This window comes from Helicobacter felistomachi, from assembly GCF_030296895.1.
Taxonomy (GTDB): domain Bacteria; phylum Campylobacterota; class Campylobacteria; order Campylobacterales; family Helicobacteraceae; genus Helicobacter; species Helicobacter felistomachi.
Genome location: NZ_AP028022.1, coordinates 411826 through 427612, shown reverse-complemented (window position 1 = coordinate 427612; position 15787 = coordinate 411826). Strand labels below are relative to the sequence as shown.

The window sequence follows — 15787 nt, the reverse complement described above, 5'->3', positions numbered from 1 at the left end:
GATTCTCAAAAAGGTTCTTTGGGTTTTGTTCATTTTGCCCGTGGTTTTGGGTGGGGTCTTTGGGGGCGGGTATGTGTTTTACTTATGGCAGGAAGCAGACACCGACCTTAAAAAGGTGGTGGACTACAAGCCAGATCTCACCACCAAGATTTTAGACACCAAGGGGCGACTCATCGCCAACATCTACGACAAAGAGTTCCGCATTTACGCCCACTTTAACGAAATCCCGCCGCGCATGGTCGAAGCCTTGCTGGCCGTTGAGGACACCTTGTTTTTCGAGCACAATGGCGTGAATTTGGACGCGATCATGCGCGCCTTCATCAAAAACCTACGCAACCAAAAATACGCCGAAGGGGGCAGCACCTTAACCCAACAGCTTGTAAAAAACATGCTCTTAACCCGGGCAAAAACTTTGGATCGCAAACTTAAAGAAATGGTGTTGGCTTTAAAATTGGAGCGGGTTTTAACCAAAGAGCAGATTTTAGAGCGCTACTTTAACCAAACTTTTTTTGGGCATGGCTTTTATGGCATCAAAACGGCGGCTTTAGGCTACTTTAAAAAACCCCTAGCCCTTTTGAGCCTCAAAGAGATCGCCATGCTTGTGTCTTTGCCTAGAGCCCCCTCCTTTTACGACCCCACAAGGCGGCTAGAGTTTTCGCTGGCACGGGCTAATAGCATCATCAAGCGCATGTACGATCTAGGCTGGATCGGAGGTGAAGAGATGGACACGGCTTTAAATGAAGTGCCCAAGGTCTACCACACCACCACCACGCAAAATGTCGCCCCCTATGTGGCCGATGAAGTGGTGCGGATATTGGGTTTCTTGCCCGACCTTAAGACTGGGGGCTACACCATTAAACTATATGTAGACTTGGATTACCAAAAATTTGCCCGTGATCCTTGAAATTGGGCTACAAAAACATGCTCAAGCAGTTGCGCGAACAAGAGGACAGCACCCTTAATGGTGCGATGGTCGTAACAGATGTCAAAAGCGGGCACATCTTAGCCCTCGTGGGGGGCGTGGATCACAACAAGAGTGCCTTTAACAGAGCCACCCAGGCCAAGCGCCAACTGGGCAGTGCTGTAAAGCCCTTCATTTACCAAATCGCCTTTGACAATGGACTCTCTAGCGCATCTTTGATCCCCGATGTGGCGCGCAGCTTCAATAACCGCAATGGTGCGACCCCCAAACAACGCCACTGGCAGCCTAGAAACTACAACCGTAAGGTCAACGGCCTGGTGACTCTAAAAGACGCTCTCACCCACTCGCTTAACCTCGCCACCATCAACCTTGTGGACTATGTAGGCTTTGACACCATTTATCGGGATCTTAGCTCTTTTGGGTTTGAGGACTTGCCTAAAAACATGTCCATCGCGCTAGGCAGTTTCAGCATTTCGCCCTTGGAGGCAAGCATGCAATACTCGCTCTTCTCCAACTACGGCAACATTGTAGAGCCGGCCTTGATTGAGAGCATCACAGATTCTAGCGGGCATGATAAACCCTTAAAGCTCATCACGCCCAAAAGCGTTTTAGGCCCCTCTAAGGCCTTTTTGACCTTAGCGGTGCTCAAAAATGTTGTGGAGAGGGGCACGGGGCGCAAGGCACAGGTGCCCGGGCTAGAGGTTGCGGGCAAAACGGGGACTTCTAACAACAATGTGGACGCGTGGTTTTGTGGCTTTAGCCCAAGCTTACAGACCATTGTGTGGTTTGGTAGGGACGACAACACGGGCATAGGACACGCGATGACGGGGGGGATGGTGGCCGCGCCTGTCTTTGGCGACTTTATGAAAAAGGCCTTGAAGTTTGATCCAAATTTAAAACGGCATTTTGAAATTCCCGAGGGTGTGGTTGCCCAACGCATCAATGGAGAAACTTACTACACCATTAAAGGCACAGCACTTCCTAGCCAAAGTCAGGGCAACACGCCGCTTTTGTTCTAAAAATTTGGGGGCTTGACAAAGCCCTTAAAATAGTGTATCATTACACTTTTTGCGAATGACCCGTTAGCTCAGCAGGTAGAGCAATTCCCTTTTAAGGAATGGGCCGCTGGTTCGAATCCAGCACGGGTCACCAGGCTCCTTCATCTAGTGGTTAGGATACCACCCTTTCACGGTGGTTACAGGGGTTCAAATCCCCTAGGGAGTCACCACCCGGTCGCTTAGCTCAGTTGGTAGAGCGCCACCCTTACAAGGTGGATGTCATAAGTTCGAGTCTTATAGCGACCACCACGGAGCGGTAGTTCAGCTGGTTAGAATACCTGCCTGTCACGCAGGGGGTCGCGGGTTCAAGTCCCGTCCGTTCCGCCACTTCATTTTAAACCCCCTAAACTTTAGTAGACCCCTTCATCTAGTGGCCAAGGATACCACTCTTTCAAGGTGGAAACGGAAGTTCAAATCTTTCAGGGGTCGCCACCCCTATCAGCCCTTAAAACACCAATAAAAACCCTTTGTGGATTTTAGTTGTAGATGCTGTGCCTAAAGCCTGCCTACCAGGGGCATTCTAAGAATAAATCAAAGCCCGCTTTGTTGCGCAGTTCCCTTTTAAAGTCTAAATTGATCATGACTTCCTTGCTGTGGGCAAACGTGTCGATGAGTTGTTTTCTCACCACAATCCTACAACCCTGTGTGTCAAACTCATAGGGGATTTTGTCAATATCAATTTCAAAGCGTGTGGGGGTCTTTTGTCGCAAGACATAGCGTTGGTAGGGGGTGTTGATGCTGTGGTCTTTTTGCTTGGTTTGGGTGTATTCGTAAGTCTTTATACGCCCTTCGATATTTGTGATTTGGGTGGAGTTGTTGTTGAGTGCAAAGATTTGGGTTTGTCTTTTAGTTGAAAAGTCTTCGCCGCGCATGAATTTTTGCAGTTTGTAGGAAAAAATGTCTAAATACAGCTTGCCATGCGACTCTTCAATGCCGACTTCGCGCCCATTTAAGGGGTAGTAGTTTTCTTGTGAGAACACCACTTTTTTAGGCCCATTTGTCTTCAATTTGACGATCTGCGTGGTGTGGGTTTGGGTTGGGGCGGGGGCGCTTGCCCTTGTGCTTTGGAGATGGTTGTGGTTGACGGTGTTGGTGATGTCTTCTTTGTAGTTGAAGTTGTAGTTGATGGGCGCACCGCCATTTGGAGGTTGTCCGCATCCCACAAACACCCCCAAGCAACACGCCAACAACCAGTTCCCCCTTTGCGCCCAAATCCGCTCCATAAAAACCCTTTTTATTGCGCCAAACCCCTCGAATAGGGATGCAAGCGTTCTTTAAGTCAAATGCTACTAATATCGCCCCATTTAGTGGGTTTTTAACCCAACCGGCAACAACCTGCCATTTTATCATAATTTGCATTGTAAAAGGGTGGAGTAGAAGCGGTGAAAAGGTTTTAAAGCTTTTGGGGTCTATCAAATATCAAAAGGGGCAACATGCTTAAAATCGCCATTTTAGGCATGCCAAATGTGGGTAAAAGCTCGCTGTTTAATTGTTTTTTAAAAAGCCGCAGTGCCATCACTTCCAACATTGCCGGAACAACTAGGGACATTAAAAAGCAAACCTTTTTGCTCGCCGGGCATGGCATAGAGCTGTGGGACACAGGGGGCTTTGACCCCGCCCATGTCTTTGGGGACAAGATCGCCTCTTTCAATATGGGGGCGGTGCAAAACTGTGATTTAATCTTGTATGTCGTGGATGGCAAAGTCCCCCCCCAAGACGCGGACAAACGACACATTTTAAGTGTCCAAAAGCAAAATTGCCCCTGTTTTTTATTGATCAATAAAATAGACAACGACAACGAAGCCCTGAATGCCTATGAGTTTGTAAGCCTAGGTGTGCAAGATATATTCTTTGTGTCGGCCAGCCACAACAAGGGGCTTGACAAGCTCACCCAAGCCATATTAAAACACTTCAAGCTCAAGCCCCTAGAAGCCCCCCAAGTGCAAGAAACTCCCGAAAGGATCCAAGTGGGCATCATCGGGCGGGTCAATGTCGGCAAGAGTTCGCTTTTAAACGCTCTAGTCGCCAAAGAGCGATCTTTAGTTTCCAGCGTGGCGGGCACGACTATAGACCCTGTGGATGAGAGCATAGAGCACCAAGGACAAGAGATTTGCTTTGTAGACACGGCGGGGCTGCGCCAACGGGGCAAGATTGAAGGGCTAGAAAAGTTCGCCCTCGATCGCACCCGCAAAGTGCTAGAAAAAGCGCACATCGCGCTTTTAATCCTAGATGTGAGCGCGCCTTTTGTGGACCTGGATGAAAAAATTGCGTCTTTAGCCGAGGAGTTTCGCCTAGGAGTGGTGGTGGTGCTGAATAAATGGGATGTCCGCCACGCCACTTTTGAGAATATTTTACAGACCTTCAAGCACAAGTTTAAATTCTTGCAACACGCCCCCGTCATCACGGCAAGTGCCATTTCTAAACGCCATATTTCCCAAATCAAGGACAAAATCCTAGAAGTGCACCGCTATTTTTCCATGCGTATCAGCACCAGCACCCTCAATAAGGTGATTAGTGAAGCTACAGAAAGACACCCTCTGCCTAGCGATCATGGCAAGATTGTGCGTATTTACTACAGCACGCAATTTGCCTCTTGCCCGCCCCAAATCGCCCTTGTCATGAACCGCCCCAAAGCTCTGCATTTTAGCTACAAACGCTACCTTGCCAACACCTTGCGGGCGAAATTTGGCTTTCTAGGCACGCCCATTATTTTACTTGCCAAGGGCAAGGAAGACTCCATTAACCCATGAATACAAACTACTTTTTGGACTTTATCCACGCTAAGGACATTTGCAAGGCCCGTATTTTTTACGCCCTCAAGTGTAGCCCTAAAGAAGGGCGTATTTTGCAATACTTAGCCACGCAATATCTCAAAGGGCAGAGCGATATAGAAGTTGCCGACTTGCTAGAAACCCTGTTTAAGGCCAAAGAAGACAAAGCCTTGCCCTACTTGTCTTGCGTGAAAAATCTTTTAGATTTGGAGTGGGTGGTGCAAGAGAAGCGGGCAAGACGGCAAGAGGTGTTGCTCTTAGAGTTGTTTGACAGCGCGCTCTCTTTGAGCCACCACTTTTTTAAGCTTGCTGAAAACGGGCACACCAAGCACGCCTTTTTAGAGATCACGCCTTATAGCGACCATTTAGACTACTTCAACGATTGGTTTTTAAAGATTGAGATTTTGCAAAAAATCCAAAAGGTGGGCTTAAGGGGGCAATCCAAACTCCAAGAAGATTTATGCCTTTTGGAGCATAAAATCAACGCCCGTACCCAAGCCACGCAAAGCCCCCTAGCCGTGCAAAAGTTTTTAAACAAGCACCATTTAAATCCTAAAGAAACCTTGCTGTTCTTTGCGCTCTTAAAGGATGCTTACAATGCAAGAGACTTTATTAAGGATGAGGACACCCTCAACCAACACCAAAATCTCATGCAACTTTTGAGCGCAAATGGGGGTAGCAGTGTGGAGAGTGCGTATTTACTAAGCCCACTAAGCCCGCTGATTAAAAAAAAGATTATGGACTATGAAGAGCTTTTAGACCCCTTTGAAAATGGGCTCGTGCGCCAATTTTTTTTAAAAGACATCGTGCTTGAGACCATCACCGCCCCCACGCCCCCACGCACGAACACCACTTTAAAACATATCCTCAAAGACAGCGACATATTTGAGGTCCTTGAGCCTAAAGAAGGCTTAGACGCGGTGGTTTTAAGCCAGAAGACTAAAGAAACCCTAGAGATTTTACGCAAGCAAATAGACCCGCAAATGCAACAACGGTTAAAAGAGTGGGGGATTGAAAAGAAAAACCATAAGGACGTTGATGCCAAAATCATTTTCTATGGACCGCCGGGCACGGGCAAGACCATGAGCGCATTAGCCCTTGCCAAAAGCCTGAAAAAAGAAGTGTTGGGCTTTGATTGTTCTAAAATCCTATCTATGTATGTGGGCGAGTCGGAGAAAAATGTGCGTAAAATCTTTGACGACTACCAAAAAATCGCCAAGCAGTGCAAGAACCCCCCTATTTTGTTTTTAGACGAAGCCGACCAATTCTTAAGCACCCGCACCACCGCCAGCAGTGGGGCGGACAAAATGCATAACCAAATGCAAAATATCTTTTTGCACCAAATTGAAAAGTTTGAAGGGGTGCTCATTGCCACCACGAATTTATTAGAAACCCTAGACACCGCCTTCTCCCGCCGCTTTAACCACAAGATTGAGTTTAGACTCCCCACCTTCGAGCAACGCGTGCAACTATGGGAGAAGTATCTACCCAAGAACGCCCCCTACGCCCCGCCTGAAAATGCCAAGAGCCTAGCCAAAGAGCTCGCCAAACACGCCCTAAGCGGGGGACAAATCGCCCTAGTGGTGAAAAACACCGCCTACAAGGTCGCCACCTACCAAGATCCCAAGTTTAGCCTAGGGGATTTTGTGGGCGAGATTGTCAAAGAAAAGCGGGGCAATTTTGACACAACGAAAAATATCGGCTTTGGAGTGGGGCGGTGATTGAGAGTTTAGAAATCCTAGGTGGGCTTGTTTTTGCCAGGGCAAAACTGGAGTTTAGCCCGCATTTAAATGTCATTAGCGGGGCGAGCGGGAGCGGTAAAAGCGTGCTGGTGGGGGGCATTCTTGCTAGTGTGGGGCTTAGACCCCTGCAGGCTAAGAGCCTTAAGGCCAAGTGGAAGCAGGGCAAAATCCACGCCACCAAGGACAAAAAGAGTCTCTACACCCTAGATAACAAACCCACCACCAAAAAGGCATTACAAGAGAGTTTCACCCCCCTGATTTTACATATCTCCAGCTACAAGCAAGCCCAAGAGTTGCAACCCCATTTTCTTTTAAGCCTGCTTGATAGCTACAGCCCCCCCGACTTATTAGAGAGCTTTCAAAAGGGGTATGCTAAGTACCAAGAAGCCCAAGCACAGCTAAAGACCTTGCAAGCTGCGGGCGCGAACCTAGACCTGCAAGCCGAGTTGGCCCGCTTTGAGCTGTCTAAGTTGCAGTCGTTGGACTTGAGCGATGGGGCGTATGAGAGGCTATTAGAGCGCAAAAAAGCGCACCAAATGCAAGAAAAGCAGAGCATAGAGGTCAGAGATGCCCTAGAAGCCCTAGAGCAGGCGAGCAAAATCTCTAAGGCATTGCCTGAAAGCCAAGCCAACGCCCTAAACCAACTCTTAAGTGAAGCGCAAGACTTCTTGCTAGACACCCAGCACGCCCTGGAAGAGTTGGAGGCCCTAGACATTGAAGCCCTATTAGATGAGATCAGCCGTCTAGGGGGGGTGGTGAAAAAGTATGGGAGTTTGGCTAGGGTTAGGGAGAGATTAGAGCAACTTCGGGCAAGTTGCAAGGATTACAGCCGGCATCAAGAGTTGTTGCAAGAAAGCCAGCAAAATTGCGCCCAATTAGAACAAGAGAGTTTGCGTTTAGCCCTGCAACTTAAAGAGCAACGCCAAGCGCATTTAGCCCAAATGCAAGTGGATTTACAAAGCTACACCAACAAGCTCTTGTTAAAACCCCCCACCTTAGAGCTCAAAGCCACGCCCTTAAGTGCAAGCGGACTTGAAAGCCTAGAGCTCTGCCTTGCAAGCACCAAGAGCGCAAATATCAGCGCGGGCGAGTACAACCGTTTGCGTTTAAGCCTATTAGCCCTCAAGGCGCACAAAAGAGCCAAAGGAGGGCAAACGATTTTTGTAGACGAGCTAGACACGAATTTAAGCGGGCAAGAGAGTGCATGTGTGGCGGAGATTTTAAAGGAGCTCAGCAAGAATTACCAAATCATTGCCATCTCACACGCCCCCCATTTGCCCGCTTTGGCCGACAAGCATTTTTTAGTCTATCCTCACAACAAGCAGACTTGCGTAAAATCCCTCAATAAAGAGGAGCAGACCCTAGAGATCGCCCGCATGGTGGATGCCAACCTGGGTAAGGAGGCCATCGCTTACGCTAAAATGAAGTTAAAGCCAAGGCCATGATCTCTTATGCCTTGTTATCTGCCTTTGCAAACCTGCTAAAAGCGCAGCCCAAAATCACCATCCGCCACGCCCAACAGACTTTAAGCCTAGACACCCCAAACCACCCCTTTAAAGCCTGCATGCAAAAGGGCACTAGCCACATTTACCTAGACCCCACGCCTTTAGAGCTCTCAAAGACCCCTTTTAACCTTGCTTTAGAGCGTTATGCCAGCAATGCCAAAATCCTAGATTGCTTTTTAGAGAATGAAGACCGCATTTTAAAGATTGTCTTAGAGTGTGCCACAAGCTATAAAAAAGTCCAAAGCGTGCTGCATTTAGAATTTACGGGCAAGCACAGCAACGCCATTTTACTAAGCCCCCAGGGTGTGGTGTTGGAGGCCTTGCATTTTGTGTCGCTAGAGCAAAGTGTGCGCCCTGTGCTCAAAAACACCCTTTTAGCCCCCTTGAAAAACGCCCCTTTAAGCGCCCCCCCAAGAAGCCCTAGACACCCCCGCGTTGCTACAAGCCTTGCAAGACTTACACACGCAAACCACAAACAAACAATTAGAGAGCCAAAGAAAGAGCCTCAAAAACACATGGCTTAAGAAACAAGAAAGCTTAAAAGCCATTTTAAACACCCTCTCAAGCCCCAAAGAGCTAGAAACTTTAAGCCACCTCAAGCAACGCCAAGCGTCCTTAATCTTGTGCCACCTGCACGCACTAGAGCCTCAAAGCTTGTATCAAGGCGTGCTGTGTTTAGAAAATGAAAATATCCCCCTGCCTAAAAACTCTAGAAGCTTGAGCGATGCCGCCAATAAACTTTTTAAAGAAGCCAAAAAATGCCAACAAAGGGCACGCCACATTGCCACCCAACAAGAGAATTTAGAGTCCAAAATCGCCTTTTTGCAAGCCAAAATCGCCCTATTGCCCCAAAGCAACTTAGAAGATTTAAAAGTGCTTACCCCCAGCAAACAGAGCAAGCACAAAAAGCCGAGCAGTTGGGAGAGTTTTGAGATTGAGGGGGTCAGAGTGGGGATTGGGCGCAATGAAAATGAAAACCGCGCCTTGCTCAAGGCGGGGCGCAGTGGGGACACTTGGGCGCACATTAAGGACAAGCCCAGCGCACACATGCTGCTTTTCAACCACCCTAACCACCCCTCAGCTAGCCTACTTCACAAGGCCTGCCACTTGCTTGCCAAACTCGCTTACGCCAACGAGAGCCAGCAAGCCCTAAAAGTGGCGATCGACTACACGCAAAAAAAGCATGTCAAATTCGCCCAAAAGGGGGGCAATAAAGCCTTTGTGACCTACACACATTTTTCTAGTGTAGTCATTGCCCTTTAGGACACAAAGGGCATGATCAGGGTCTTAAAACCGTCTTTTTCCACCAAAAAAGGGTCGGTGTTTTGGTTGAGTGAAAGCGTGAAGTTCGCGCTTGTGGAGGTGTTTAAAGCGTCTAATAAGTGGCGGGCGTGGGCTTGTAACTCAAAGCCCTCTAGGGGAGTCTTGGCCTCTATGGAAGTGCTAGAAAAGCTCGGGCTCTCGTTTTCTAGCGACTCAAATTCTATGCGCTCGGGGTAAAACACAATTTTAGTCGTGGGGCTGAGCGCGCTTGTGATTTGGATGGCTTCTTTAAAGCTTTGGGTTTCTAAATCAAAGCTATGGGCGAACTCTTTAGGGAAAATCGCCTCGTAGTTGGGGTATTTGCCCCCAATGAGCTTAGAGTAAAGCACCATTTCGTCATTTTTAAAGAAGAGCATGCTTGGGTCTTTGGGCTCATAAAACATGTCAAAGTCGCTTTCAAAGAGCTTACTGATCTCTAGCATCGCCCGCTTAGGCAAAATGTACTCTGTCATGAGAGCTTGTGCGGGCATGTTGTCGGCATCCATGTGCACCAAGGACAAACGTCTCGTGTCTGTGGCAGCTAACTCTAAATTTTCTTTCAGCACCATTAAAACCCCACCAAATTCGTATTTGGAGGCGTTGGTTTTAATCACAGGGGCAAGCTTTTTAAAATACTCGCTAAGAGTACTGTCGCCAAAGTGCAAAAAGGGCAGGTTTTCGTGGCTAGGAAAGGCCGGAAAGTCGTTGCGGTCAAACAAGGGGAGTTTGAATTTAGAACGTTTAAAGCGCACATGCACAAAGTCGCTGTCCGCTTCTAAGCACAAATCCCCATTTTCTAGTTTAGAGGCAATGTCTAAAAAGTGCTTGGCGTTAAAAGTGGCGCTCCCTTCTTGAACAATGGCGGCTTCTAGGTGTAGGCAAAGCCCCATTTCTAGGTCGTTGGCTTCTAAACGCAGTCCCCCATTTTTGGCTTCTAAGCAAACGTGGGAGGCGATGTTGGCAAGGTCTTTGCGGTCCGTGAACGCCACCAAATGTTGCAATGCCCTTTCTAAACATGTCTTGTCAATGGTTAATTGCATCAATGTCCTTTATGTGAAAAGGGCCTATTGTAGCATAGATAGCTTAGGGTTGCACTAACTTTTGCGCCTCCAGGGCATGGTTGCAATTCACCCTAAATGAGTTGGTGATGGTGTTGATTCTAGCAGTGGAAGTGAACGCTTCGTGGCAGTGTCTCAGCGTGCGTAGGCGGGCTTTGGGGTGCTTTAAGAAGTGATCCACCGAGCGCACAAAGTCAAAATGAAACTCCATAGGGGCGAGCCTTTCGCTTGGTGTGCCTTCGCAATTGGAGCTACAATACCCACTTTGGGCGTGTGAAACACTAAATAAGCCTAAAAAAAGCCAAATGTAAAATCTTTGCATGTGTTGCCTTTCTCTTATTCTAACGCAAGTTTATGCACCAACAGCCAACGGGTGATGGCATACAGCAACCCTGCCTTGAAAAACTCTAGCCCCAAGAAAAGAGCGGTGGTGGAGGTATCTAGGAAAAAGAAATTCGCATAAAAGGCCAGGTAGCTGTCTTGCAAAATCGCATTTTTGGGGCTTAGAAGTAACTTTTGCAAGATTTGCGAGGGCAAAGAGAGCGCAAAGCTGATCCCCACAAAGAACACCAACCCCGTGAGCTTAGGGAGGCGTTTAAAATGCCCTATGTTTAACAAGGTCAGCACCAAGAGCAGTTTTAAATACAAGAGCAGCCAAAAGAGCAAGAACAGCCCCAAAGCGTTTAAGACATAGGGCAAACCCTGCGGGCTTAAATCGCTAAGAGAGGGGGCTTTGGTGTGGCATAAATACGCCAAAAACAATGCCAAAAAAAAGCCCACTATGCTTAAGAGCACCCAAGTGAGGTTGACCGCAATTTTTGCCCCCAAAATCGCGTCTATGCTTAAAGGCAGGCTAAAAGTAAAGTAACCTTCAGCCCCAAAGAGTTTTTGTTGGGTGGAGCGCACCGCAGCGGTAAAAATCAGCACAAGCAAGACCCCACTACCCAAGAACAACAAGAAGTTTGCCATGAGAAACACCAAAACATTGCCTTCTTTTTGACTCAAAAACACCCAACAAAGGACGAGAAACGCCAAAGTCCCCACAATGGGGGTGTAATTCTCTAAAAAGTCGTACTTAAAGATTTTAAACATGCATCAAATCCTTATAGGCCCGCTCCACGCTTCCATGCCTACTTTTAAGTGTGGCAGCATCTTCAAAGGCGATCAACCCCCCATTTTGTAAAAACAACGCCTTGTCTAGGCAATCTTGTATGTCATGCACTAGGTGCGTGGCAATGAGTATGGCACTCTCTTGCCCCTTTTCTTGTGTGATTAAATCCAAAACCTCTTGCCGCCCGAGGGGGTCAATCCCGCCTAGTGGCTCATCAAGTAAAAAGAGTTGTGCCCTACGGCTCAAAGTAAAGATGAGTTGCAAGCGTTCTTTTTGCCCTTTAGATAGGGACTTAAAGGGTGAATCTGGGGGCAATTTAAAGCGCTCCATCAAGCCTAGTGCCTTGTCCTTGTCAAAATCGCTAAAGAAGTCGGCGCATAAATGCAAGAGATTTAAGGCAGTGTGGCTTTGCGGGTAAATGGGGCGATCGGGGCAATAGGCGGTGATTTTCTTGCTCTCTAGCCCTATGGGCTGCCCATGTAGGCTCACAGACCCACCATGTTCTCTCAAAAGTCCTGCTAAAATCTTTAACAGCGAGCTTTTGCCTGCCCCATTAGCCCCGAGCAAACCGACAATCTGTCCACTTTCAAGGTTAAAATTTATGCCATGCAACACGATCTTAGAGCCATAGTTTTTACTCAAATTCTCAACAACTAACATCAGTAGGAAAACTTTGTGAAAAGCACAAAAGATGAGTTGCCGATCGTGTTTTTCACTTTATTTGAGTAAGAGTAGACATAACCCAGCCCCGCATCTAAAATCATTTGTTTAGACTGCCACACCTTGTAATTTGTCATCAGCGAATACTCTTGATAATCTCCAAAGGCGACCATCGCATCCATCCGCACCCGATTGGTCTTTAGTCCGCCAAAGATGTAGCCCGTGACGGTGGCGTTGGCAAAATAAATGGCGGGCACACCCATCGCATTAATGCCACGGCCATAGAACTTCGTCTTGTCGTTGAAGGACCAAAAAAAACCCTTTTTATTCGGGGCAGGCACGCCATAAGCCCCCAGGCCAAAGTTGAGGATTTTGTACATGAAGGTTTGATCCACCATCACCAAACCCGCTTCATTGTTGCCCCTAACCGCGTCCGTGTTGCCATGCTGGTAAATGCCATGCACGATGGTGTAAGACTTAAAGCCCTTAGGCAGCTGTGCAAAGTACTGGAACTTAAAGCCCACTTGGATGAGGGGTGTGCGGGTCATGGGCAAATGCGAGTCGGCAAGGAAAAAGGGGGAGATTTTAAAACCCTTGTGTTCGTAGCTCGTGCCAAACGCCACAACCTCTCCACCCACATATTTTTTCTTAGACACAGGGTCGTAGGACGCTAGAGCGTTGATCCCCGTGGCGATGCGTGGGCCTTGTAGGTCATTGCCTTGATAGCCATTGTAGAGCATGGAGTCCATGAAAATGCCCCAATAGGTCCAATCGTAGCGGTGCATATACAAGCTCGCGCCTTGAATATTGCCCTGTATCCAATCAAAGTCCACAAAGTTGGTGTCAAAGCGCCCCAAAGCGAATTTGAGCCTTTTGGTGTCGTATTTAACATACGCGTCTGAAATGTCGCCCATGCTAAGATAGGGAAGCATGCTGCCTCCTACACTGCCCAGGACATTGCCGATACTGACAATGGGTTGGAACTTCTTGTTTTTGCTCCACACATTCCATGCCCCTATTGCGCCAATCCCAAATGCCCAACCATTGTTGAAAGCAAAGTTTGTCCCCACCCGGGCATCAAAGCCCACATACCCATGCCCCTTGTGCTCTAACCCTTGGCTGTAAATCATCCCTAAATACCCAAAGGGATCGAGCCGTATCTCTGTCGACAATAAGGGGGACATTAAAAAAGACAAACCCAAAAGACAACGGCGCATACACCATCCCAACATAAAATGGCTCATTATACCTAAAAAGTGGGGGTAAATGGGTTTTTTTGTATAATGCAGATTTTTAAAGGATGTTTATGCGCCGTTTTTTCTCTATGCTTTTTTCTTGTGCTTTATTTTTACAAGCCAGCCCCACAAACACACTTAAAAGCTGGCTACAAGAGTTTTTAAACGCCAAAAGCCCCGAAAGCTTACAACGCTTCCACGCCGATAAATTTGAATTTGCGCCCTATGTCCTTATATCCGCTCTAGGACAACTACACGCCAACAAGGGGGCTTGTGTGGGGGTGCTCTTTAACGGACAACTCTTCAAGGGCTTTTGTGTGCATGGGTTTAATGTCTTAAAACTCTTTAAAGAGCAGGGCAAATTGCGCCTAGAGTTGGTGCAGAGCACCCCCGCCACGCCCACCACCGCCCCTAAGAACACGGGCTACACACTCAGCTTTGCCCTCAAACAAGGCACTTTTTATTTAACAAGCCTAGCTCCTCTCAATCAGCCTAAAACTTATGAAACCACCGCCCCCACCTACGCTATGGGGGCGGTTAATGACACGCTTTTAGCGAAATTAAGCGCACAGCCAAGCAAAAGCGTTGCTTTTGCGCCACAGGCGCAAACAGCACAGCCACAAGCCCAAGCCATGCAGCCAAGCAAAAGCGTTGCTTTTGCAAGCGATTACACCATAAGCACCACCCACAGCCCCAAAGAACAATGCATAGAGATACAGAAATTTCAGCGCACAAGGGGGCGTTTTTGCATACAAGGGGCAGGGTTTGTAGACTTTAGTGCCCACACCCCTTATGTGGAGTTGCATTTTAGGCCCGCCAACGCCCCAGCCATCGCTTTAGACTTTGAGAGTTTCGGGGGGGATTTGGAGCTCAAACGCTACGCTCAGGGCGGGCAGGTCTTTTATAACCAAAGCACAAATGACCCGCACAACACCTACCCCCTGCCCTTAAGCACGCTCACACCTAAATTCCTAGAGAGTTTAAGGCTTAAATGATTTTCTCCCAAATGGTGCCATTTGGCGTGTCCATGAGCGCAATGCCATGCCCGCTTAAGGCTTGTCTAATGGCATCTGCTCTGGCGAAGTCCTTTGCCTTTTTGGCCTCTTGACGCAGGGCGATTTGGGCGTTTATGTATTCTTTGAGCGCGCTATCCACGCCTAGCTGAAAATACGCTTTAGGGTCTTTGCCCCCAAGCCCTAGCAAGCTCTCTACAAAGAGCAAATCCGCGAGAATCTGAGCCGCCGTGTGCTTTTTATCCACTTTGTTTGTGGTGTTGTCTAATCTCTCATTGCTTAAATGCAAATGCTCTTCAAGCACGCTTAGCGCCCTAGAAATGTTTAAATCATCTTGCATGCTCTCTAGCAGCGTGTGGGTGAAAGTGGCGTTGGCACTGCTTGGGGCGTAGGCGAGTTCTAGGGCCCGTTTTTTGAGCCGGTAGAGTTTGTCTAGGCGTTTTTTTTGGCTGGCTAAATCCTCTTCGCTGAAGTTTAAAATCGCCCCATAATGCACGCCCAGCAAATAATTACGCAAGACCTCGCCATCATAGACCTTTAAAGCGTCTTTAATGTAAAAGCTGTTGCCTAAACTTTTACTCATCTTTTCGCCTGAAATATTGACAAAACCATTGTGTATCCAAAATTGCGCCAACTCTTGGTTAAAGGCACAACGGGTTTGGCTCGCTTCATTTTCGTGATGGGGGAAGAATAAATCGCTTCCCCCCCCGTGTATGTCGATTTGAAAGGGCGTGTCCGTGTAGGCCCCGCTCTCTCTTACCATCGCCGAACATTCGATGTGCCAGCCGGGGCGGCCTTTGCCTAAACTACTGGCATAGCCCAAATCCCCCTCCCCCTTGTACGCTTTCCACAGGGCGAAGTCTTGGGGGTGCTTTTTCTCCGGGTTGTCTTCAATGCGGCTCAAGCTCTCCAGCTCTAAAGAATGTCCGCTCAAAGAACCATAGGCCTTGTCTAGGCTCGTGTCTAAATAAACATCGCCACTCTTGGTTTGGTAGGCAAAGCCCTTTTGCATTAAATCCTGCACCAACTGCACGATCCCCCCCAAATGCACGCTAGCCCTTGGCTCTAGCTTAGGTCTTTGTACGCCCAAAGCCCGCATGTCTTGCAAATAGCTCTTGATAAAATACTCCGTGAGCGTGTGTATATCCGTGTTCTTTTGCAGGGCCTTGGCGATGATTTTGTCGTCAATGTCGGTGAAGTTTTTCACCAAATGCACCCGATACCCACTCAAAGTCAGCATTCTAGCGAGCAAATCAAAAGTGATCGCACTTCTGGCGTGCCCTAAATGCGAGTAGTCATAGACCGTGGAGCCACAGACATAAATCAGCACATCGGGGGCTTTTAGGGGCTTAAAGGGGCATTTTTGTTTGCGGTGGCTGTCAAATAAATAAACCATAGAAAACCTTTGGG

General features: G+C 48.0%; 13 protein-coding genes, 5 tRNA genes and 1 pseudogene. 12 read left to right on the top strand and 7 right to left on the bottom strand.

Annotation, left to right across the window (positions count from 1 at the left end):
- The first annotated feature begins 1 nt into the window (after position 1).
- From QUE23_RS02260 to QUE23_RS02235, 6 genes and pseudogenes are all read left to right on the top strand, one after another.
- Positions 2 to 1941, top strand: a pseudogene (locus QUE23_RS02260) (transglycosylase domain-containing protein).
- A 57-nt stretch (positions 1942 to 1998) separates the two neighbouring features.
- Positions 1999 to 2074, top strand: a tRNA-Lys gene (locus QUE23_RS02255).
- A tRNA-Glu gene (locus QUE23_RS02250) sits at positions 2075 to 2150 on the top strand.
- A 3-nt stretch (positions 2151 to 2153) separates the two neighbouring features.
- Positions 2154 to 2229: transfer RNA gene (locus QUE23_RS02245), tRNA-Val, on the top strand.
- Between the two features lies 1 nt (position 2230).
- Positions 2231 to 2307, top strand: a tRNA-Asp gene (locus QUE23_RS02240).
- Between the two features lie 29 nt (positions 2308 to 2336).
- Positions 2337 to 2412 (top strand) — tRNA-Glu (locus tag QUE23_RS02235).
- 74 nt (positions 2413 to 2486) lie between these two features.
- Here the strand turns inward: QUE23_RS02235 and QUE23_RS02230 are convergent.
- A complete protein-coding gene (locus QUE23_RS02230) occupies positions 2487 to 3203 on the bottom strand; it encodes a cell surface protein (protein ID WP_286349054.1) in 717 nt (238 codons plus the stop codon).
- Between the two features lie 210 nt (positions 3204 to 3413).
- Between QUE23_RS02230 and der the strand changes: the two genes are divergently transcribed.
- Genes der through QUE23_RS02205 form a run of 5 tightly spaced genes read left to right on the top strand, consistent with a single transcriptional unit; the run spans position 3414 to position 9261 of the window.
- Positions 3414 to 4730, top strand: a complete 1317-nt coding sequence (gene der, locus QUE23_RS02225) for a ribosome biogenesis GTPase Der (protein WP_286349053.1) — start codon at positions 3414 to 3416, stop codon at positions 4728 to 4730.
- On the top strand, positions 4727 to 6472 hold the full coding sequence (locus QUE23_RS02220) for an ATP-binding protein (RefSeq protein ID WP_286349052.1): 1746 nt from the start codon (positions 4727 to 4729) through the stop codon (positions 6470 to 6472). Before der ends, QUE23_RS02220 begins: the two co-directional genes overlap by 4 nt.
- Entirely contained in the window at positions 6469 to 7938 is a 1470-nt protein-coding gene (locus QUE23_RS02215; RefSeq protein ID WP_286349051.1) for a DNA repair protein RecN, read from the top strand. Before QUE23_RS02220 ends, QUE23_RS02215 begins: the two co-directional genes overlap by 4 nt.
- Entirely contained in the window at positions 7935 to 8522 is a 588-nt protein-coding gene (locus QUE23_RS02210) for an NFACT family protein (protein ID WP_286349050.1), read from the top strand. Before QUE23_RS02215 ends, QUE23_RS02210 begins: the two co-directional genes overlap by 4 nt.
- On the top strand, positions 8434 to 9261 hold the full coding sequence (locus QUE23_RS02205) for a putative RqcH family protein (protein WP_286349049.1): 828 nt from the start codon (positions 8434 to 8436) through the stop codon (positions 9259 to 9261). Before QUE23_RS02210 ends, QUE23_RS02205 begins: the two co-directional genes overlap by 89 nt.
- On the opposite strand, the gene dnaN is transcribed toward QUE23_RS02205, so the two are convergent.
- The 5 genes from dnaN to QUE23_RS02180 are packed head-to-tail and all read right to left on the bottom strand — an operon-like array spanning position 9258 to position 13346.
- Complete coding sequence (gene dnaN / locus QUE23_RS02200; protein ID WP_286349048.1) at positions 9258 to 10340, bottom strand: DNA polymerase III subunit beta; 1083 nt, start codon at positions 10338 to 10340, stop codon at positions 9258 to 9260. The genes QUE23_RS02205 and dnaN overlap by 4 nt on opposite strands.
- A gap of 43 nt (positions 10341 to 10383) precedes the next feature.
- A complete protein-coding gene (locus tag QUE23_RS02195) occupies positions 10384 to 10680 on the bottom strand; it encodes a hypothetical protein (RefSeq protein ID WP_286349047.1) in 297 nt (98 codons plus the stop codon).
- 14 nt (positions 10681 to 10694) lie between these two features.
- Positions 10695 to 11450 carry a hypothetical protein gene (locus QUE23_RS02190; RefSeq protein ID WP_286349046.1) on the bottom strand — a complete coding sequence of 252 codons (756 nt, stop codon included), beginning with the start codon at positions 11448 to 11450 and terminating at the stop codon, positions 10695 to 10697.
- Complete coding sequence (locus QUE23_RS02185) at positions 11443 to 12129, bottom strand: ABC transporter ATP-binding protein (RefSeq protein ID WP_286349045.1); 687 nt, start codon at positions 12127 to 12129, stop codon at positions 11443 to 11445. The genes QUE23_RS02190 and QUE23_RS02185 overlap by 8 nt, the downstream gene beginning before the upstream one ends.
- A complete protein-coding gene (locus QUE23_RS02180; RefSeq protein WP_286349044.1) occupies positions 12129 to 13346 on the bottom strand; it encodes a hypothetical protein in 1218 nt (405 codons plus the stop codon). The genes QUE23_RS02185 and QUE23_RS02180 overlap by 1 nt, the downstream gene beginning before the upstream one ends.
- Before the next feature lie 89 nt (positions 13347 to 13435).
- Here QUE23_RS02180 and QUE23_RS02175 point away from each other — a divergent pair, with 89 nt between their 5' ends.
- On the top strand, positions 13436 to 14359 hold the full coding sequence (locus tag QUE23_RS02175) for a hypothetical protein (RefSeq protein WP_286349043.1): 924 nt from the start codon (positions 13436 to 13438) through the stop codon (positions 14357 to 14359).
- On the opposite strand, the gene cysS is transcribed toward QUE23_RS02175, so the two are convergent.
- Positions 14352 to 15773, bottom strand: coding sequence for a cysteine--tRNA ligase (gene cysS, locus QUE23_RS02170; RefSeq protein ID WP_286349042.1), 1422 nt, complete (start codon positions 15771 to 15773; stop codon positions 14352 to 14354). The two genes, QUE23_RS02175 and cysS, sit on opposite strands and share 8 nt — an antisense overlap.
- Positions 15774 to 15787 lie beyond the last annotated feature (14 nt).